General features: G+C 64.0%; 18 protein-coding genes. 6 read left to right on the forward strand and 12 right to left on the reverse strand.

All coding sequences use genetic code 11. From position 1 onward, the window contains the following. Positions 1–59: 59 nt before the first annotated feature. Positions 60–1,580 carry a leucyl aminopeptidase gene (locus AOG28_RS02775; RefSeq protein WP_054555256.1) on the reverse strand — a complete coding sequence of 507 codons (1,521 nt, stop codon included), beginning with the start codon at positions 1,578–1,580 and terminating at the stop codon, positions 60–62. Between the two features lie 412 nt (positions 1,581–1,992). Between AOG28_RS02775 and lptF the strand changes: the two genes are divergently transcribed. Genes lptF through AOG28_RS02790 form a run of 3 tightly spaced genes read left to right on the forward strand, consistent with a single transcriptional unit; the run spans position 1,993 to position 4,626 of the window. Continuing rightward, positions 1,993–3,087 carry an LPS export ABC transporter permease LptF gene (gene lptF, locus AOG28_RS02780; protein ID WP_082388186.1) on the forward strand — a complete coding sequence of 365 codons (1,095 nt, stop codon included), beginning with the start codon at positions 1,993–1,995 and terminating at the stop codon, positions 3,085–3,087. Continuing rightward, positions 3,087–4,169 (forward strand): LPS export ABC transporter permease LptG, encoded by a 1,083-nt coding sequence (gene lptG / locus AOG28_RS02785; RefSeq protein ID WP_054555257.1) that lies wholly within the window; start codon positions 3,087–3,089, stop codon positions 4,167–4,169. The genes lptF and lptG overlap by 1 nt, the downstream gene beginning before the upstream one ends. Beyond that, positions 4,162–4,626, forward strand: a complete 465-nt coding sequence (locus tag AOG28_RS02790; RefSeq protein WP_235506925.1) for an RDD family protein — start codon at positions 4,162–4,164, stop codon at positions 4,624–4,626. Before lptG ends, AOG28_RS02790 begins: the two co-directional genes overlap by 8 nt. Before the next feature lie 115 nt (positions 4,627–4,741). Here the strand turns inward: AOG28_RS02790 and AOG28_RS02795 are convergent, their stop codons facing one another. Further along, positions 4,742–5,566: a hypothetical protein gene (locus AOG28_RS02795; protein WP_054555259.1), complete on the reverse strand. Its 825-nt coding sequence runs from the start codon at positions 5,564–5,566 to the stop codon at positions 4,742–4,744. A 617-nt stretch (positions 5,567–6,183) separates the two neighbouring features. On the opposite strand from AOG28_RS02795, the gene AOG28_RS02800 reads away from it, so the two are divergent. Next, positions 6,184–6,387, forward strand: coding sequence for a bacterioferritin-associated ferredoxin (locus tag AOG28_RS02800; RefSeq protein WP_043333196.1), 204 nt, complete (start codon positions 6,184–6,186; stop codon positions 6,385–6,387). Positions 6,388–6,786: 399 nt separating this feature from the next. Beyond that, positions 6,787–7,266, forward strand: a complete 480-nt coding sequence (gene bfr, locus AOG28_RS02805; RefSeq protein WP_043333195.1) for a bacterioferritin — start codon at positions 6,787–6,789, stop codon at positions 7,264–7,266. A gap of 93 nt (positions 7,267–7,359) precedes the next feature. Here the strand turns inward: bfr and AOG28_RS02810 are convergent, their stop codons facing one another. From AOG28_RS02810 to bufA2, 8 genes are all read right to left on the reverse strand, one after another. Next, on the reverse strand, positions 7,360–8,481 hold the full coding sequence (locus tag AOG28_RS02810; RefSeq protein ID WP_054555260.1) for a 5-(carboxyamino)imidazole ribonucleotide synthase: 1,122 nt from the start codon (positions 8,479–8,481) through the stop codon (positions 7,360–7,362). A gap of 3 nt (positions 8,482–8,484) precedes the next feature. After that, positions 8,485–9,003 carry a 5-(carboxyamino)imidazole ribonucleotide mutase gene (purE, locus tag AOG28_RS02815; protein ID WP_043333193.1) on the reverse strand — a complete coding sequence of 173 codons (519 nt, stop codon included), beginning with the start codon at positions 9,001–9,003 and terminating at the stop codon, positions 8,485–8,487. 221 nt (positions 9,004–9,224) lie between these two features. Continuing rightward, positions 9,225–9,482, reverse strand: coding sequence for a DUF1653 domain-containing protein (locus tag AOG28_RS02820; protein WP_225996526.1), 258 nt, complete (start codon positions 9,480–9,482; stop codon positions 9,225–9,227). A gap of 73 nt (positions 9,483–9,555) precedes the next feature. Further along, positions 9,556–10,440: a tRNA cyclic N6-threonylcarbamoyladenosine(37) synthase TcdA gene (tcdA, locus tag AOG28_RS02825; RefSeq protein ID WP_054555261.1), complete on the reverse strand. Its 885-nt coding sequence runs from the start codon at positions 10,438–10,440 to the stop codon at positions 9,556–9,558. Positions 10,441–10,655: 215 nt separating this feature from the next. Beyond that, complete coding sequence (locus AOG28_RS02830) at positions 10,656–11,495, reverse strand: pseudouridine synthase (protein WP_082388226.1); 840 nt, start codon at positions 11,493–11,495, stop codon at positions 10,656–10,658. 240 nt (positions 11,496–11,735) lie between these two features. Next, complete coding sequence (locus tag AOG28_RS02835) at positions 11,736–12,572, reverse strand: HvfC/BufC N-terminal domain-containing protein (RefSeq protein ID WP_054555262.1); 837 nt, start codon at positions 12,570–12,572, stop codon at positions 11,736–11,738. After that, positions 12,569–13,528, reverse strand: coding sequence for an MNIO family bufferin maturase (gene bufB / locus AOG28_RS02840; RefSeq protein WP_054555263.1), 960 nt, complete (start codon positions 13,526–13,528; stop codon positions 12,569–12,571). Before bufB ends, AOG28_RS02835 begins: the two co-directional genes overlap by 4 nt. Positions 13,529–13,747: 219 nt before the next feature. Then, positions 13,748–14,014 carry a BufA2 family periplasmic bufferin-type metallophore gene (gene bufA2 / locus AOG28_RS02845; RefSeq protein WP_197738697.1) on the reverse strand — a complete coding sequence of 89 codons (267 nt, stop codon included), beginning with the start codon at positions 14,012–14,014 and terminating at the stop codon, positions 13,748–13,750. Between the two features lie 270 nt (positions 14,015–14,284). Here bufA2 and AOG28_RS02850 point away from each other — a divergent pair, with 270 nt between their 5' ends. Continuing rightward, positions 14,285–16,783, forward strand: a complete 2,499-nt coding sequence (locus tag AOG28_RS02850; protein ID WP_054555264.1) for a fatty acid cis/trans isomerase — start codon at positions 14,285–14,287, stop codon at positions 16,781–16,783. A gap of 234 nt (positions 16,784–17,017) precedes the next feature. Here the strand turns inward: AOG28_RS02850 and fnr are convergent, their stop codons facing one another. Together fnr and AOG28_RS02860 are read right to left on the reverse strand one after the other, a co-directional pair. Then, a complete protein-coding gene (gene fnr / locus AOG28_RS02855) occupies positions 17,018–17,767 on the reverse strand; it encodes a fumarate/nitrate reduction transcriptional regulator Fnr (RefSeq protein WP_043333190.1) in 750 nt (249 codons plus the stop codon). Positions 17,768–18,055: 288 nt separating this feature from the next. Next, positions 18,056–18,334 carry a hypothetical protein gene (locus tag AOG28_RS02860; protein ID WP_054555265.1) on the reverse strand — a complete coding sequence of 93 codons (279 nt, stop codon included), beginning with the start codon at positions 18,332–18,334 and terminating at the stop codon, positions 18,056–18,058. Positions 18,335–18,356: the final 22 nt, after the last annotated feature.

The raw sequence follows: 18,356 nt of genomic DNA on the forward strand, positions 1-18,356 counted from the left end.
GAGTGGCGTCGCGACCCGCGTGTCTCAACGCTAGCACGCTATCGAGAGCATGCGAAGCCTCAGACGGTCTCTTCCTGCGGGGCGCTGAGTTCCGCTTCGCGATCCAGCAGGTATTGGGTCAGAAGGCCCACCGGGCGGCCGCTGGCGCCTTTCTGCTTGCCGGACATCCAGGCGGTGCCGGCGATGTCCAGATGCGCCCACGGGAAGGTGTCCGCGAAGCGGGACAGGAAGCAACCTGCGGTGATCATGCCGGCTTCGCGACCGCCGATGTTGGCGATGTCGGCGAAGTTGGAATCCAGCTGCGTCTGATATTCGTCCCACAGCGGCATGTGCCAGGCGCGGTCCCAGGCTTCTTCGCCGGCGTCGAGCAGGTCGAGCGCCAGGTCATCATCGTTGGAGATCAGGCCGGTGGCGTGATTGCCCAGCGCGATGACGCAGGCGCCGGTCAGGGTGGCGATGTCGACGACGCTGGCTGGCTCGAAGCGCTCGGCGTAGGTCAGCGCATCACACAGCACCAGACGGCCTTCAGCGTCGGTGTTGAGGACTTCGACGGTCAGGCCCTTCAGGGTCTTGATGATGTCGCCCGGCTTGGTGGCGCGGCCGTCCGGCATGTTCTCGGCGCTGGCCACGATGGCCACCACGTTGAGCTTGGGCTTGAGTTCCAGCACGGTGCGCATGGTGCCGAACACGCTGGCCGCGCCGCCCATGTCGTACTTCATCTCGTCCATGCCGGCGCCCGGCTTGAGCGAGATGCCGCCGGTATCGAAGGTGATGCCCTTGCCGACCAGCACGTGCGGGGCTTCGTTCTCGTCTTCCGCGCCGCGGTATTCCATCACGATCAGGCGGCTCGGCTCTTCACTGCCGCGGCCGACCGACAGCAGGGACAGGGCGCCGAGCTCCTCGAGCTCTTCCTCACCGAGCACGGTCACTTTCAGGGCGCCATCCGAGGCGGCACCCAGTTGCTCGGCACGCTCGCCCAGGTAGCGCGGCGTGCAGATGTTGCCCGGCAGATTGCCCAGCGTGCGCGCTTCATTGACGCCCATGCCGATGGCGGCACCGACGCGCAGGCCGGCTTCCAGCTCGGCCTGACGCTGCTTGTCGGCACTAACCACGCTCAGGCGGGTCAGAGAGACGGGCTCGCCCGGCTTGCTCTTCATCTCGGTGAAGCGATAGGCAGTGCGCAGTGCGCTCTCGGCGATCATGCGCGCCATCCAGTCAGCCTCACGCAGCTCGAGATTCAGCTCGAGACCAGCGAAGGCCGCGTCTTCGACGGGTAGCTTGAGCAGGGCAGTCATGGCGGCATCGAGGCCACGCTTGTAACGGCTTTCGTCGAGCTTTTCCTCACTGCCGAAACCGGCCAGCAGCAGGCGCTGAGCGCCGAGGCCCGGAGCGAAGGGCACCAGCAGGGTATTGCCGAGCTCGGGCTTGAAGTCGCCGCGCTCGATCAGCTGGGAAATCAGCTTCTCGCTGGCATCGTCGAGTCGTGCCGCAGCACCGGTGAGGTCGCCCTCGATGACAGGTACCACGATGCAGGCGGTTTCAAGCTGGGCCGGATTGGCAGTGACTACAGGAAATTCCATGGCAACTCCACGCGCGCGAGTGAGGGTACGAAGATGAATAGTACAAGGATGAAGGATGTCGTCAGGCCAGGCGGGCCCGGCTCGCGGCGACATCGGGGTCTTGGTCTGGATGGGGGCGCAGACCGCTCATGACAAGCTGAGCTGGCATGCACGAGTGAGGGCAGTCCATCATGTCAGGCTGTCCACGTGCAATGCCTGCAGCCGCGACAAGGCAGCATCCTTTCTGGATAATGCTGCTGCATGAGGGGGAGCCGCTCCCGTCCAGTCTTCAGACCCGTGCCGCCAGTGTACGCAAAGGCTGCGCACCATGCATGAGGGGGATGATGCCTTCATGTGATCACGACCATTCCTCCACCGGCTATCATCGATCTGGTCAACACGCTCGCTTGCGAGCGGGAAACAGGAGTTCCACTTGATCATCTTCCGCTACCTGACACGCGAGATACTCACCACCATGGCCGCCGTGGCCGGGGTGCTGATGCTTGTCATCATGGGCAGCCGATTCATCCGCTATTTCAGTGATGCGGCGGAGGGGGATTTCCCGGCGTCGATTCTCGGCAGCCTGATGCTCTATCACCTGCCGGGTTTCTTCGAACTGCTGCTGCCGCTGTCCTTCTTCCTCGCCGTGTTGCTGGCCTTCGGTCAGCTGTACATGAACAGCGAGATCACCGTGCTGGTCGCCTGTGGCGTCGGCCCGGAGCGCCTGCTGCGTGTCACCCTGCTGCCGGCGCTGTTGATCACGGCGCTGGTCGCGGCCTGCAGCCTCTATCTGACGCCTGCCGGCGCGCTCAAGAATGAGCTGTTGCTCGAGCAGCAGAAGCAGAAGACCGACTTCTCGATTCTCGGCGCGGGACGCTTCCAGGAGATCGGCAATCGCACCGTCTATGCCGAGAGCATGAGCGATGACAACAGCGAGCTGGAAAACGTCTTCATCGCCGAGGCAGGTGACAGCAATGCCGCCAGCACGCCCGACAGCGAACCGAGCCAGTCGGTGGTGCGCGCCGAGCGTGCCTTCCAGGAAGTCAGCCCCGAGACCGGCAGTCGTTATCTGGTCTTGAGCGACGGCACGCGCTACGGGGTGGAGCCGGGCAAGGCGATCGCCCAGCGACTGGGCTTTGATCGTTACGGCGTGCGCATCACCGAGGGCCAGGACGCCGCGGCTCTCAAGGAGGATATTGAGCTTGCGACCACGGCGCAGCTCTGGGCTTCCGATCTTCCGGAGGCCAAGGCCCAGCTGCAGTGGCGCATCTCGCTGCCGTTGATGGTGCCGATCCTGATGCTGATCGGCCTGCCGCTGGCACGCGTCAATCCGCGTCAGGGGCGTTTCGCGCGCCTGCTGCCGGCCATCTTCGTGCATATCACCTATCTCAGCCTGTTGATCGCGGCGCAGAATGCCGTCGCATCCGAGAAGTACCCGGCCGCCATTGGCCTGTGGCCCATTCACGGCGTCTATCTGGCGCTCGGCATCTGGCTGAGCTGGCGCGACAACCGCGGAGGTGGCCGCTGATGCTGCTTGATCGTCTCGACCGTTACATCGCCCGCAATGTGCTGGTGGCCATGCTGGTGGTGCAGGTACTGATTCTCGGGCTCGACCTGATGATCACCTACATCAATGACCTGGGGGACGTGAAAGGCGACTACGGCGCCTTTGAAGTGCTCCTCTATCTGCTGATGCGTCTGCCGTCGCGCTTCTACGAATTCGTGCCGGTCGGCGTACTGCTGGGCGCCCTGATCGGGCTGGGCAGCATGGCCTCGAGCAATGAGCTGACCATCATGCGCGCCGCCGGTCGCTCACTGACGCGCATTCTGTGGGGTGTGATGAAGCCGCTGGGGCTGGTCATCGCCATCACCATGGCGGTCGGTGAATATGTCGCCCCTGTCACCGAACTGCAGGCTGACGCCTGGCGCGCCGAGAAGCAGCAGGGCGCAGGCGCCGTCTACGCGGAAGGCGGCGGCTGGCAGCGCGAGGGCAACGACTACTACCGATTCGGCTCGATTCGCAGCGATGATGTGGTGCTCAATGTCACCCGCTATCGCTTCGATGACGAGCGCCACCTGACCCAGGCGCTCTACGCCAGGCGCGCCGTCTGGCAGGACGATGGCTGGTCGCTGGAGGTGGTGCAGACCACCACCTTCGAGTCTCAGGATGGCGAGCCGAGCGCCACCACGGTGGCTCAGCAGGAGACCCGCGAGTGGGACACCCAGCTGACGCCAGACCTGCTCAAGCTGGTCATCAGCGACCCCAAGCAGCAGTCAGCCTCCGACCTGTGGCGCTATTCCCGCTATCTGCAGGACCAGGGGCTGTCGGCCAATCAGCCGCTGCTCTACTTCTGGCAGAAGATTCTGCAGCCGCTGACGCTGGCGGCGCTGGTGCTGGTGGCCGCCTCCTTCGTGTTCGGGCCCTTGCGCACGGTGGCGGCGGGGACACGGGTCTTCTACGGCATCGTGGTCGGCCTGCTGTTCAAGTATCTGCAGGACCTGCTCGCCCCGGCCTCGGTGGTGTTCGGCTTCGCGCCCATCTGGGCGGTGCTGGCGCCGATGCTGGCCTGTTACGTGATCGGCCTGCTGCTGATCCGGCGCAGTGGCTAGGGGCGCCCCGCACTCTCGCCGCCGTCTCGACCCGCAGGGAGCGCGCCCTGCGGGCCTGATGCGGCGTCTGGGCGGCGTGGTCTATGACGCCTTCCTTGTGATGGCGTTGTTGATCGTGCTGGGCTTCATCGGGGTCGCCGTCAATGGCGGTGAGGCCAATCAGTCGCCGCTGTTCCGCAGTCTGTTGCTGGTGGCGATGTTCGCCTTCTTCGGCGGCTGCTGGAGTCGCAGTGGCATGACGCTGGGCATGCAGGCCTGGCGACTGCGCATCGAGACGCCACAGGGCCATGTCCCGACGCTGCAGCAGTGCCTGATACGCTTCGTGGTTGCCGGGCTGTCACTGGGTGCCTGCGGGCTGGGGTACGTCTGGCAGCTGTGGGACCCTGAACAGCGCAGCTGGCAGGACATCGCCTCCGGCACCCGCGTGGTGGTGCTGCCCAAGCCGCGGCGCGAGTAAGGCACCGTGCATGAAGACAGTGACCTCAGCCAGACGTGATCTCAGCCAGATAAAAAAACGCCCCGCCAGTCATCGACTGGCGGGGCGTTGTGTTTTCCGCGAGTGCAGGGGTTGATCAGACGCCCAGCAGGCCATCCAGGCGCGTGATGATGCGTTCCACGCTGGCGCGTGACACCACCAGGCTGTCTTCCTGTGCCGCCGTCTCGGGCAGCTCGCGCGGCAGGTCGATCACCGCGGTGCCCATGCCTTCCAGGCGCACGCCCTCACGGTAGCGCACGAAGGACAGCTGACCGATCGGACGCTGGCCATCGTGGTCGAGGCGCGCCAGACGCGTGAAGGCGCTGACGGTATCGAGCACCGGCGCGCTGGTCAGCGGCAGGTGTGTCAGGCGCCATGCCAGCCAGCCATCGATGTCGACGGCTTCGTCACGCAGGGTGGCGAACCAGTGGCGCGCCTGATCCAGGCGGTAGCGAGCACGGCCCTGCTTGTCGAGCCACAGCACGTCAGCGCTGGCCTGACGCGGGCTTTCCAGCTCGCCCGGCAGGTACAGCCAGGATTCGGTCAGGCGCTGCAGGGCGCCCGGCAGCGGCTCATCCAGGGTGCGCTCGTTCAGGGAGTCCAGCGCCGCGCTCAGGTCGCCCTGTTCCGCGCTCTCGCCGGTGTTGGAGTAACCGACGTTGTAGCGCCAGACGCGGTCGGAAATTTCCTGGGTGACCACGTGGTCATGGGGCAGAGCGATATGGCTCATCAGTTCACGCGCGTTGCAATGCTCATCCACCAGGCCTTCACGGCGGGCTTCACGATAGAGATTGCGCAGCAGCGGGGTCAGCGGCAGACGGTGGTGGTCACCGAAGCAGCTGCCGGCGTCGCGGACGGCGTCCAGATCAAGTGGCAGGTGGGACGTGGCGTGATGATCGGCGGTGGCGAGTTGTGCTGACATGATATCGGGCTCCTTGCGGATTGGCGTTCGGAAATCGGCAGATAGGGCAACAGCAGACGGATTCAGGCCGGTCACGGCTTCAGCGTGGCGCCCATCATCGGCATGCCGATGCGGGTCATGGCCATGAGGAGGCGTAGCGACGGAATCTCTTGCAGTGTCCTGTTCATGTTCTTTCCTGATTGCCTGGCGGGGCGTGGCAGTCATTTGCCTTCATCGTGACGCGGCGCTTCCCGTGAGCGAGGAGCTGGGCTGCGTTCGAGTGACCCGCCTGAGTGATCGGCTAGCGATGACTCATTATGTTTTGGTGTGATTGTTTTTCGAATTGCATAAAAAATCGTTATACATACTAGCGGCCTCGTGTGAAATCGCAACCCTACCTTTCTGTCAGCCACGGGCCATCATTCTTTATACGGCGCTGGCTTTCCCCACGGCAATCGCTTTGTGAGGCTGATGTGGCCTGCTTATGACATCGTGTGTTCCGCAACCGCAAACCGGCCAGAAATCGCCTCGCTAAGTATTTGATATAACGTGTGAATGAGAATTTTTTGCAGTCAGGTGTTGCGCATGTTTCTGCGAATCATTTACATTTGTCTCACTTGGAGTGAGCGAGGTGAGCCATGTACGTCTGTCTGTGCAAAGGTGTGTCAGACCACAAGATCCGCGAAGTCGTGGAACAGGGAGCGCGCAGCTTCCGCGAAGTCCGTGAGCAGACCGGCTGCGCGACCCAGTGCGGCAAATGTGCCTGCATGGCCAAGACCATCACTCGCGAAGCGGTCGCGCGTGAAATGATGCCGGCAGAGGATCTCGCCTACGCGGTGTGATGCAGGCTTGAGCCGAGGCTCGCCTGCCGGCGACTGACACTCCAGTCGCCGCGCTGTCCATTGTTGCGTGATCCGTTCTCGTCGACTCCTGGCAAGTGCTCGCTTGCCTGACGCCCGCCACCTGGTCTCAAGACCGGGTGGCGGGCGTTTTCGTATGGGCGCCAGGCAATCCGGCGTCGGTCGCCACATGACAACGCGGATACCAATCCTTCCCATTTGCGCCTAAAAGTCGATAACTTGTTGGTATGTCTCGAAAAATTCATGTTTTTGCGCCATACTTGCCGCACCTGATCGATAGGGCACGCCTGACGTGCCCGCGCTGCGGCTGATGCATGCCGTCATCAGGCGCAGCACAGAACCTGACGCAAGCAGCAACCCTGACAAGAGAGGAATGGCGACATGAAAGGCGATCCCAAGATCATCGAGCATCTCAACACCATACTGGCCAACGAACTGGTCGCCATAAATCAGTACTTCCTGCATGCGCGCATGTACAAGGACTGGGGCCTCAAGCGCCTGGCCAAGTGGGAATACGACGAGTCCATCGAAGAGATGCGTCACGCCGACACCCTGATCGAACGCATCCTGTTCCTGGAAGGTCTGCCCAACCTGCAGGACCTCGGCAAGCTGCGCATCGGCGAGAACACCAAGGAAATGCTCGAGTGCGATCTGGCGCTGGAGCACCAGGCACATGGCGATCTGAAGGAAGCGATCGCCTACGCCGAACAGGTTCGCGATTACACCTCGCGTGACCTGTTCCGCAAGATCCTCGACGACGAGGAAGAGCACATCGATCACCTGGAGACCGAGCTGGGCCTGATCGAGAAGGTCGGCATCGAGCTCTACCTGCAGAAGCAGATCCACCACGAGATCGACTGATTACGTGGCGGCTCGCTGAGCCGTGCCGAAACGAAAACGCCCCCGCTGCCGATGGCAGCGGGGGCGTTTTGTCTTCAGTGGCGCAGAACCGGCTTACTTGCCCAGTTCATTGACCAGCAGCGCTTCGACAGCCGCGATGCGGGCGTCGAGGCTCGCCTTGTCGGCGGCCAGAACCGTGATGTGGCCGATCTTGCGCCCCGCACGCGGCGCCTTGCCGTAGTCGTGCAGACGCGCGCCGGGGATGGCGAGCACGGCGTCACGTTCCGGCATGCGGCCGATGATGTTGAGCATCGCGCAGGGTGTGAGCAGTGCGGTCTCGCCCAGCGGCATGCCGGCGACGGCACGCAGGTGATTCTCGAACTGGCTGGTGACGGCGCCTTCGATGCTCCAGTGACCCGAGTTGTGCACACGCGGTGCGATCTCGTTGGCCAGCAGGCGCTCGCTGCCATCGGCGTCCTTGACGACGAAGAACTCGAAGGCCATCACGCCGACATAGTCGAGTTCGTGCATCACCTTGAAGGCAGCCGCCTCGGCTTCGGCCTGCAGGCCGTGGGAGTCGAGCGGTGTGGAGCAGTGCAGGATGCCGCTGCGATGTTCATTGCGCGACAGCGGCCAGGCGCGTGTCTCGCCATCGCGACCGCGTACCGCGATCACCGAGACTTCGTGATCGAAGGCGATGAAGCCTTCCAGGATCAGCGGCACGCTGCCGAGTTCGGCGAAGGTGTCGGCGACGTCGGCCATCTCGCGCAGCACTTTCTGGCCCTTGCCGTCATAGCCCAGCGTACGTGTCTTGAGCACGGCGGGCAGACCGATGGTCGCGACGCCCGCTTCAAGGTCCGCCTGGCTGTCGACCAGCGCCAGCGGCGGCACCTCGATGCCAAGACGCATGAACAGCGACTTCTCGCTCCAGCGGTCACGCGCGGTATCCAGGGCGCCAGCCGGTGGGAAGGTCGGACGCTCGGCTGCCAGACGCGAGACGGCGTCCGCCGGCACGTTCTCGAACTCGAAGGTGATGGCGTCAGAGGCCGCCACCAGCTGCGTCAGGGCCACATCATCCTGCCAATCGGCGCAGAGATGATGACCGTGGACGCGACCGCAGGGCGAATCCGAAGGATCAAGGAAGGTGAAGCGGGCATTCAGGGCGGCGCCGGCCTGAGCCAACATACGGCCCAGCTGACCGCCGCCGACGATACCGAAGCGGAACGGCTGGCTCATGGCTTACTCGCCTCCGTGGGACAGGCTGGGTGCGTCGGGGCGCGGGTCCGGATTGTCGAGCACACGGTCGGTCTGCTCGGCACGGAAGTTGATCAGCGCGGTGCGGATGGCCGGGTACTTGTTGGCCAGCTGGCTGGCGGCCAGCAGCGCGGCATTCACGGCACCGGCGCGGCCGATGGCCAGCGTGCCGGTGGGGATGCCAGCGGGCATCTGCACGATGGAGAGCAGGGAATCGACACCTGACAGCATGCTGGACTGCACCGGCACGCCCAGCACCGGCAGCCAGGTCTTGGCGGCACACATGCCCGGCAGGTGCGCCGCGCCGCCGGCACCGGCGATGATGACCTCAAGGCCACGCTCGGCAGCGGTATCGGCATAGTCGAACAGCAGGTCGGGCGTGCGATGGGCAGAGACGACCTTGACCTCGTGTTCGATCCCCAGCGCTTCCAGGGTTTCGACCGTATGGCACATGGTCGCCCAATCCGATTTTGATCCCATGATGACACCAACCAGTGCGCTCATGCTTCCTCCGCTCTTGACGTGGTATGAACCAGCTCACAGTGCCTGCCAGACGTGCTGGGCAGTGCGCTGTGTGGGCGTGGCCGAGCCGCGCGGGCAGATCATGCCCGCAAGCGGCTCAATGCGTATGTTTGGAAAAACAAGCGGCGCAGTATAGCACCGCGACCGACAGGCGGCATGTACCTGTCTGGTCGGTCAGGGTGTGGGTGCGGCAAGGCCGCGGATCAGCAGGACCACGCCGAGACCAGCGCGAAGCGTGGCACCGGCTCGCCCTGGATCTCGACGTTCTCCATGAACATGCTCAGCGGACGCACCCACAGCCCACATTCACCATAAAGAGCACGATAGACCACCAGCAGCTCTTCGGTCTCGCTGTGGCGACTGGTGCCGATCACTTCGTACTGCGCGCCCTTGTAGTGGCGGTAGAGGCCCGGCACGGGACGATTTTCCGGCAGCGGCGGCATGGCAGGCAGGTCAGTCATGGCGATTTCCTTGAGGGTGAAGCCAAAAGCGAGAAGCAAGAAGCGGTGAAGCCAACAGCGAGAAGCAGGCGTATCAGTCGACAGCGTTCGGCGCATCAGCCACAGACGTGTCATCAGCGACAGGCGTGGCCTTGGCACCGCGGCGTGCGATGCGCGCCAGCGCGCGGCCAGCGGCGGTGAAGCCGAAGCTGCCGGTGACGAAGGTGGCCGCGCCGAAGCCGCCAGCGCAATCCAGGCGCGTGGCGCTGTCGCCGGGCTTGGTGGCACACACCTCGCCGTCGGCGCCGGGGTAGGTCAGCTGCTCGTCGGAATAGACACACTCGACATCGAACCGGCGCTTCAGGTTGCGACTGAAATTGTAGTCGCGCCGCAGTAGTGAGCGAACGCGCGCCAGCAGCGGGTCCTGCTCGGTGCGGGCGAGATCACCGATCTGGATGCGCGTCGGGTCGAGCTGGCCACCGGCGCCGCCCGTCACGGTCAGGCCCAGCTTGCGCCGCTTGCACCAGGCGATCAGCGCTGTCTTGGCGGGCACGCTGTCGATGGCGTCGATGACGTGATCGAGGTCGTCGTGGATCAGCTCGGCGAGGTTGTCCGGCGTGACGAAGGCCGAGATGGCGTGGATCTTCATCTGCGGCGCGATCAGCTGACAGCGCTCGGCCAGCACCTCGACCTTGGGACGGCCGATCTGGCCATCCAGCGCATGCAGCTGCCGATTGACGTTGGACACGCAGACATCATCGAGATCGATCAGCGTCATCTCGCCGATGCCGGAGCGAGCCAGCGCCTCGGCGCTCCAACTGCCGACGCCGCCGACCCCGATCACCGCGACATGCGCGTGGCGGAAGTGGGCGAAGGCGCTGGCACCGTAGAGGCGTCGGATGCCGCCGAAGCGGAAGTCGTAGTCGTCTTCTGCGGGGGCCTGACTGGCAGCGCTGGCCGCAAAGAAGCTCTCCAGCATCCGTTCGCTGGCGGAGGGCGTGCTGTCGTGGGGCGACGGCTCGCCTGAGGGTTTGCGGTCAGAGCTTTTGCTTTCAGAGCTTTTGTTTTCAGAGCTTTTATTGTCAGAGCTTTGCTGTTCTGGGCTCATGTCGGTCGAGTCCGGGGTGTCGGAAGAGGTGGTCATGCGCAGCTCGCGAATCTCGGGGGAACGGGTGGCAGTCGGCTGGGGCGCGCTCAGTCAGCCGGGTCGCCGGCGGTCGCATCGAGCCAGTGTCTGGTCGGGCGCTCTGCCAGATGTTCAGCGTAGCGTTCGGGCAGATGGCCCAGCCAGCCGAAGCGCTCCATCAGTGCCGCGTAGGCACCTTCTGGCGGACACGACAGGCTCAGCCAGCCACCCTCGGGGTGAGGAAGCTCAAGCCCGACAGCCGCCAGCAGCAGGCGGGGGCATTCCAGTGTCGTGGCGAAGTAGCGATTGTAGTTGCCCTTGCCGTGCTTGGCGTCGCCGATGATCGGGTAGCCACGGCGTGACAGGTGACGGCGAATCTGATGGCGGCGGCCGGTCAGCGGACGGGCCTCGACCAGCGAGAAGCGCGACTGCGGATAGCGATCGATGGCGATGGGCAGCTCGACCTGTGCCAGGCGGCGCGTGTCGGTGATGGCTTCCTGCTCCGGCATCTCGGCCTTGGGCAGCTTGCCATCTTCCTTGCGCAGGCCGTAATCGAGGCGTTGCTGCTCGGGCGCGACGCCGCGCACTATCGCCAGATAGCGCTTGCTGACCTGCTGCTCCTCGAAGGCGGTGCTCAGCTTGCGCGCCGCCTGGGGCGAGAGGCCGAACACCATCAGCCCTGATGTCGGGCGATCGAGGCGATGCACGGGGAAGACATGCTGGCCGATCTGGTCGCGCAGGCGCTGAAGCAGAAACTCGGTCTCGTGCTTGTCGATGGGGCTGCGGTGCACCAGCAGGCCCGATGGCTTGTGAACCACCACCAGCATTTCATCCTGGAACAGGATGTCGAGTGGCTCGGCGGGTTCAGTCAGCTCAACAGGCTCAGCCGGCTCAGCCGGCTCAGTCATCTCGGCAGACTTGGCCTCGAGAGACGTTGGCGTGGCGTCCGCCATCGGCGCAGGTGTCTGAGGCGCCGTCGGCGCGTCGGAGTGCGGAGCATCAGGAGAAGAGGGCATGGGCATCACGGCAGCAGGAAGACGAAAGCCGACCATCGCAATGAGGGTCGGCGTGTATTGTCCGGCTTTCGCCGCTGGCTGTCATGTCCGCTGTGGCGTCGGGCGCGCGGATGCCTATGTCAGGGCCTGATGTCAGGGCCTGATCAGCAGTCCGGCGGCGAGCCACTGCACCAGCAGGTTGATCGCGACGCTCGGGGCTTGCTCTGCCCCCACCTGCGGCGTCAGCAGCTCACCGAGCCGGCCGAAGCTCAGGCCCTCGGCGCCGGCCGCGAGGATGGCGCCGAGAGCCAGGTCTTCCAGCGCATCGAGAGAGCGATAGTGCACCTCGGGCGCGCCAGCGGTGGGCTGGCGCCAGACGATCCAGGGCGAGGGCGTGTCGGACTCGACCGGTGCGCGTGGCGGCTCATCGTTGTCGATGGCCTTCCAGATGGCTGGCGTATCGAAGTGGAACGAGAAGCGCTTGAGGGACGGATGCGCTGCCAGGGCCAGCTCTGGCCACTCCTCGGGGGCCAGCGTCTGCAGGGTCTCGACACTCAGCGGGGGGCTGTCCACCACATCCAGCGCCAGTCCCAATGCCCACTCGAAGGCGGCCATCTCGGTGACCAGGGAGCGCTCGGGTTCGCGCGCCGCGACGAAGGCCGGGAAATGCTGGCCGGCCCAGCGAATCGAATAATGACTCGGTGGGTGGGCCGCGAGGTAGTCACGACACAGCAGCCCGAAGGCGTCATCGCCGATCAGGGTGTGCACGGCCTCGAAATCCCCGCCGAAGACCTCGAAGAGCCGCAGCCGATAGGCCATCGCGTAGATGTCGAGGCGCTCCTCGGCGCTGGCAAGCTGATCACTGATGACGGCCTCGGCCGCCGCGCTGCGGGTGTCAGGGCTCGGTGTCGCGAGGTAGGCGCCCGTGGTCTCCTGCAGCTGCGCCAAGGCACTGCGATCAGCACCGCCTGCGGGGCTCGCTTGCGTCATGCGCGCAGCCCTCCGTGGTCTGGCGTCTGATTCGCGCGCGTGGCATCCGCCAGCGGACGACCACTGCGGCGGCGCAGCTCGGCGTACTCCTGCATCAATTCTGACCAGGGCGGGAAGTTGTCGTCGCGCTCGATCATGGTGGCGACATCGCCGAAGCACTCCCGCGCGGCGTCATATAGCGTCCACACGGCGTCCGGGACGGGCTGGTCATGGGTGTCGATGCACAGCTCGCCGCCGGAGACTTCCTGCCGGATATGCCCGGCCAGATGGTGCTGCCAGACGCGCTCTGTCGGCATGGCGTCCAGATAGGCCAGCGGATCAAAGCCATGATTGTTGCTGGAGACGATGACATTGTTCAGGTCGAGCAGGATCAGGCAGTCGGCGCGGCGGCTGACTTCCGCCAGAAACTCCCATTCGCTCATCTCGTCAGGGCGCCAGGTCAGGTAGCTGGAGACATTTTCCAGCAATAATTGACGGCCGAGTGCGTTCTGGACCTGATCGATGCGTTCGGCCAGATGGTCGATGGTGGCATCGGTATAGGGCAGCGGCAGCAGGTCGTGGAACTGATGCGCGCCGGTGCGCGTCCAGCACAAGTGATCGGAGACCCACAGCGGTTCGATGCGCTCGCACAAGGCGCGCAGCTCGCGCAGGTAACGGCTGTCGATGGGATGGCTGCCACCGATGGACAGCGAGACGCCATGCAAGGCGATGGGGTAGTGCTCGCGGACTCGCTCGAGGTGATGCAGTGGCTTGCCGCCGGCACTCAGACCACCGGTACTCAGGCCACCGGATTCTCTGGCGCCGTGACCCATGTAGTTCTCGCTGATGGCCTCGAACCAGTCGATGTCCGGCAGCGTCGTCAGAATCTCGTGGTAGTACTCGGGGCGCAGCCCCAGCCCCTGACCGATGCCGGCGCTGGCGGGCGTGGGCAGGCGAGCGGTGACAGCTGTCGTCATGCGTGAGTCCTCTTCTGAGCGAAGGCAGAGGGTGCGGAAAAGGGCGAGGCAGATGGCGAGTCAGAAGAGCTGAAAGACACCCGCCAGGGTTCCCGGACAGAAACAGAGCCAGAACCAGAGCTAGAGCCAGAATCAGGAACGGGAGGACGGTGTGCCGTCCTCCCGTCGGGTATTCGCCAGAGGCGCCTGCCAGGGCAGACGCCTCTGCGTGCCTGAGGATCAGCCCTCGACGACAGTACCACCTTCGCCGACACAGGATTCAGCGCTGGCAGTGTACGACCAGCCCTGGCCCTTGCAGGCGTTGTGGCCCTTGCAGGCGCTGTTGGCAGTCGCGCATTCGGAGGTGCCCTTGCAGGAGTTGATGCCGGAGCACTTCACGGCATTGTCACCGGCGTGCACCGGCAGTGAGGTCAGAGCGGCAGTGGAGAACAGCGCGGCGGCAGCAGCAGCGAAGGTAGCGGCAGTAACGGTCTTCTTCATGGTCATGATGGCTTCCTATCGGGCAGGGCCCATATTTTTTGAATTATGGATCAGGAACATCGTGGTACCCGCTAGCGTCAGACAGCTCGTTCAGGCGGGTCATTAAGTCATACGCCGTCAAAACAAGGTTGGATGCGGAGGCGCCAGAAAAAATCTGACATCATTGTTCACTATGCTTGGAAAGGCAGTCCTGGCGAGTTCGTGAGCCTGCTTATGGTACGCTTTCGCCATCATCTGCCCGATTGCCGATATCCCTTCCTCTTGCTGGAGTTCCCCATGCCGGACCTACTTCGACGCCTGTGGCGCATACCGCGCTGGCGCTGGAGCATCGTGCTCGTTCTACTGTTGGGGGGCTGCAGTGCCGTCGCGATTCATCAGCTCGATGAGCGTTTCGGCCCCGCGTCACCGCGTGAGCGGGTGGTGTCACACGACAGTCTTGCCGGGCGCCAGTGGGAGGATGAGGTCAAGCCGGTGATCGAGACGCGCTGCGTGGTCTGTCATGGCTGCTACGACGCTCCCTGTCAGCTCAAGATGTCATCGGCCGCCGGGATCGATCGCGGCATGAATCCGGCGCCGGTCTACGATGGCACGCGCCTGCTGGCGGCCAATCTGACGCGCATGTTCGAGGACGCGGACACCACCGAGCAGTGGCGCAGCATGGACTTCTCGCCGGTGCTCAATGAGCGCTTCGACTCTCCGGCCGCCAATCTGGAGGGCAGTGTGCTGTTCCGTGCGCTCAGCCAGAAGCGCAAGGCGCCGCTGCCGGTGACGGAAGATGGCCTGCTGCCGGAAGACCGCTTCGACCTGTCGCTCAATCGCAGTCAGGTGTGTGCCCCCGTGGAGGGCTACGACAAGTTCGCCGAAGACCATCCTGACTGGGGCATGCCCTACGCCCTGCCACAGGTCAGCGATGAAGAGCACCGCACGCTGGTGAACTGGCTGGCCAAGGGTGGTGCGATGACGGGCCCGGCACCGCTGCCCCAGGCGCTGATGCCGCACATCGAGCAGGCCGAGCGCTTCTTCAATGGCGACAGCCTCAAGCAGCGCCTGATGAATCGCTATATCTACGAGCATCTCTTCCTGAGCCATGTGTATTTCCCGGGCATCAAGGGCGCGGACGGACGGCCGATCTTCTTCAAGCTGGTGCGTTCCAGCACCCCGCCGGGCGAGCCGATCAAGCGCATCTCCACGCGCCGCCCCTACGATGCACCCTATGCCTCCTACACCGCCGATGAGCGCGCGAGCCTGCCCCACGATGACGCCGGGCGCCCGCGGGTCTATTACCGTCTGTGGCAGGAGCGCGCGACGGTCCTGGCCAAGAATCATCTGCCCTATGCGCTCGATGATGCTCGTTTCAAACGCTGGCAGGCGCTGTTCCTGGCGCCGGATTACCCGGTGGATGACCTGCCGGATTACGACCTCAAGACGGCCTCGAATCCTTTCCTGACCTTCGAGGCCATTCCGGCCGAGTCACGCTATCGCTTCATGCTGGATGAGTCGCAGAACACCATCATGGGCTTCATCAAGGGGCCGGTCTGTCGCGGTCAGGTCGCGGTGGATGTGATCAATGATCACTTCTGGGTCGGCTTCACTGATCCGAAGATGTTCAGCCACCCGGAAGTGGAACGCACCCTGGCCGAGGAAGGGAAGAATCTCAGCCTGCCCGCAGAGCAGAGCAGCAATGCGTTGCCGATCAGCTCCTGGGTCAAGTTCGAGAGCAAGCAGACCGCCTACCTCAAGGCCAAGCAGCGCCTGATGTCCCAGGCCTATCTCGATGGCGATCTGCGCCTGGATGAGCGAGTGCTGTGGGACGGCAGCGGCTGGACCGACGGCCCCGGCCAGGGGCGCAACCCCAACGCGGCCCTGACCATCTATCGTCACTTCGACAATGCGGCGGTGATGAAGGGGCTGGTCGGTGGCGTGCCCAAGACGGGCTGGATCATCGATTACCCGATGCTGGAGCGCATCCACTATCTGCTGGTCGCCGGCTTCGATGTCTATGGCAATCTCGGCCATCAGCTGGTCACCCGTCTGTACATGGACTTCCTGCGCATGGAAGGTGAGAACAACCTGCTGGTGCTGTTGCCGGCGGGCGAGCGCCAGGCGGTGCATGACAGCTGGTATCGCGACGTCAACCCCGGGCTTGGCGAGCTGCTGTTCAAGAAGCCGCCGCAGTTCGATGCACCCAGTGGCATCGTCTGGACACCGCAGGAGCTGTCATCGCCGAACCAGGCTCGCCTTGGTCTGATGCGGCGCATGCAGGAGCGCCTCGCGCCGGAACTCGGTCATGAGCGCAGCCTGAGCAATGTCGAGGACGAGCACGTGCGACATGAGCTGCAGGCCCTCGCTGCGGTGCAGGGAGTCTCGGCCAGCCTGATGCCGGAGGTGACGATCGTCGCGCTGGAGGATGGCACTGATGACTCGCCGCGCCTTTACAGCGTGCTGCGCAATTCCGCCCACGCCAACATCACCAGCCTGTTCGATGAGGAGGAAAATCGCCGTCCTGAGGAAGACACTCTCGACGTCTTGCGGGGCGTGGCGGGCGATTACCCGAATGCCTTCTGGCGTCTGACGCCTGACACCCTGACGGGGCTGGCAGGGCGGGTGGCGGCACTCGAGACCGAAGAGGACTATCGCGCCCTGCAGGCCGATATCGGGGTGCGCCGGACTGATCCGCGCTTCTGGGAGTTCTCCGACAGCGTGCTGCGCACCAACTATGCTGATCGCCCTGTCGAAGCGGGCCTGCTGGACTATAACCGCCTCGAGAACCGCTGATCGCCAGCGAAGGCCGAGACAAGGCCTGTTGTCAGGACTGTCAGGACTGTCAGGACTGTCAGGGTTGTCAGGACTGTCAGGGTTGTCAGGACGACTGACGACTGGCCTGACAGAAAGAAGAAGCCCGCCACGCAAATTGCGTGGCGGGCTTCTGTCTTGTGTGGTGCCGACATGGCGCCATGTCGGCGGATCAGCGCAGTGTCGCTCAGCGTGATGTGCTGTCAGCAGGCGTCATCAGCGACCGCCCTGACACTCGCCTTCGGCCAGTTCGATCAGGCCATCCAGATGCAGGATATGCACCTCGCGGGCACGAATGTCGACCAGCCCCTGGGTCTGGAAGCGGGTCAGGATACGGCTGATGGTTTCGACGGCCAGTCCCAGATAGTTGCCGATATCGGCGCGTGCCATCGAGAGGCGGAAGCTGTACGGCGAATAGCCACGACGACGGAAGCGCTGTGACAGGTTGACCAGGAAGCTCGCCAGTCGCTCATCGGCTGTCTTGCGCGACAGCAGCATCATCATGCGGCGATCTTCGTGCAACTCCTTGCTCAGGCTCTTGAACAGCTGGGTTCTCAGCTCCGGCATCTGCTCCGAGAGCGCATTGAGGCGGTCGAAGGGAATCTCGCAGACGGTGGTGGTCTCCAGCGCCACGGCGGTGCCGGGATAGCAATTGCTGTCGATGGCATCGAGCCCGGCCAGCTCGCTGGGCAGGTAGAAGCCGGTCAGCTGCTCCATGCCGCTGTTTTCATTGGTGATCTGCTTGAGACTTCCGGAGCGCACCGTGAAGACGCAATCGAAGGCATCGCCCTGGGTGAAGAGCACTTCTCCTTTTCTGAGTGGCGCGCGACGGCGGATGATGGCGTCAAACTGGTCGATATCTTCCATGTTCAGTGCCAGTGGCAGGCACAGTGAACTCAGCGAACAGGTCTGGCAGCGGGCTTCATGGGCGCGCAAGCGGTGTGATGCCTGTGCATTGGCCGTCATGGTGACTCTCCTGAGGAATGTCACCGCTACCCCTGGGGCAGGGCAGCGGAGGGGTCTTTCAGGCGCAACGAATGGTGGGGCGGGGCCTTGTCGCCCGCCGCTACCCTGCTCAGCCGATGTGATTCGAGCGGCCAGAGTCTGAGCGCTCATCGGCTGGCGCAGTGCAATTTCGTGACGCCATAATATTAGATTTTATTAATTCATTATCCTGCCCAACCCATGGGCGTTGCAAGGTGTGTGAACTTTAGGCCTGGTTGGCCCCGCGTGACCATACCGCGACGACCTGCCTCAGCCCGCTGCGCCGAGCAGCAGGATCAGTGCGGCGGCCAGCGTCGCCAGTGCCAGTATGCCCCAGGCACGTGGCGCTGGTGTGTCAGGCTGACGTACGCCATTGATGCGATGTTCCTGCATGGGGCCATCGCCTTCGCGCTCGTCGCTGTCACCGCTTGTAGCGCGCGAAAGACTGCCCAGTGCCAGCATGGCGAACAGCACCAGGCTGCCCAGCGTGAGGGCCAGCACCCAGAGATTCCAGAACAGGGGGAGTCCAGTTGTCTCCAGCAGATTCATGTCGTGTCTCCTGAGCGGTGTC

Source organism: Cobetia sp. UCD-24C, from assembly GCF_001306765.1.
In the GTDB taxonomy this organism is placed as follows: domain Bacteria; phylum Pseudomonadota; class Gammaproteobacteria; order Pseudomonadales; family Halomonadaceae; genus Cobetia; species Cobetia amphilecti.

Coding starts and splice junctions, on each gene's coding strand:
- purE (WP_043333193.1), bottom strand. CDS start 9,003: ATGAGCGCACTGGTTGGTGTCATCATGGGATCAAAATCGGATTGGGCG.
- AOG28_RS02820 (WP_225996526.1), bottom strand. CDS start 9,482: ATGACTGACCTGCCTGCCATGCCGCCGCTGCCGGAAAATCGTCCCGTG.
- tcdA (WP_054555261.1), bottom strand. CDS start 10,440: ATGCTGGAGAGCTTCTTTGCGGCCAGCGCTGCCAGTCAGGCCCCCGCA.
- AOG28_RS02795 (WP_054555259.1), bottom strand. CDS start 5,566: ATGTCAGCACAACTCGCCACCGCCGATCATCACGCCACGTCCCACCTG.
- bufB (WP_054555263.1), bottom strand. CDS start 13,528: ATGACGACAGCTGTCACCGCTCGCCTGCCCACGCCCGCCAGCGCCGGC.
- lptG (WP_054555257.1), top strand. CDS start 3,087: ATGCTGCTTGATCGTCTCGACCGTTACATCGCCCGCAATGTGCTGGTG.
- AOG28_RS02860 (WP_054555265.1), bottom strand. CDS start 18,334: ATGAATCTGCTGGAGACAACTGGACTCCCCCTGTTCTGGAATCTCTGG.
- AOG28_RS02830 (WP_082388226.1), bottom strand. CDS start 11,495: ATGACTGAGCCGGCTGAGCCGGCTGAGCCTGTTGAGCTGACTGAACCC.
- AOG28_RS02835 (WP_054555262.1), bottom strand. CDS start 12,572: ATGACGCAAGCGAGCCCCGCAGGCGGTGCTGATCGCAGTGCCTTGGCG.
- bfr (WP_043333195.1), top strand. CDS start 6,787: ATGAAAGGCGATCCCAAGATCATCGAGCATCTCAACACCATACTGGCC.
- AOG28_RS02850 (WP_054555264.1), top strand. CDS start 14,285: ATGCCGGACCTACTTCGACGCCTGTGGCGCATACCGCGCTGGCGCTGG.
- bufA2 (WP_197738697.1), bottom strand. CDS start 14,014: ATGACCATGAAGAAGACCGTTACTGCCGCTACCTTCGCTGCTGCTGCC.
- fnr (WP_043333190.1), bottom strand. CDS start 17,767: ATGACGGCCAATGCACAGGCATCACACCGCTTGCGCGCCCATGAAGCC.
- AOG28_RS02810 (WP_054555260.1), bottom strand. CDS start 8,481: ATGAGCCAGCCGTTCCGCTTCGGTATCGTCGGCGGCGGTCAGCTGGGC.
- AOG28_RS02775 (WP_054555256.1), bottom strand. CDS start 1,580: ATGGAATTTCCTGTAGTCACTGCCAATCCGGCCCAGCTTGAAACCGCC.
- AOG28_RS02800 (WP_043333196.1), top strand. CDS start 6,184: ATGTACGTCTGTCTGTGCAAAGGTGTGTCAGACCACAAGATCCGCGAA.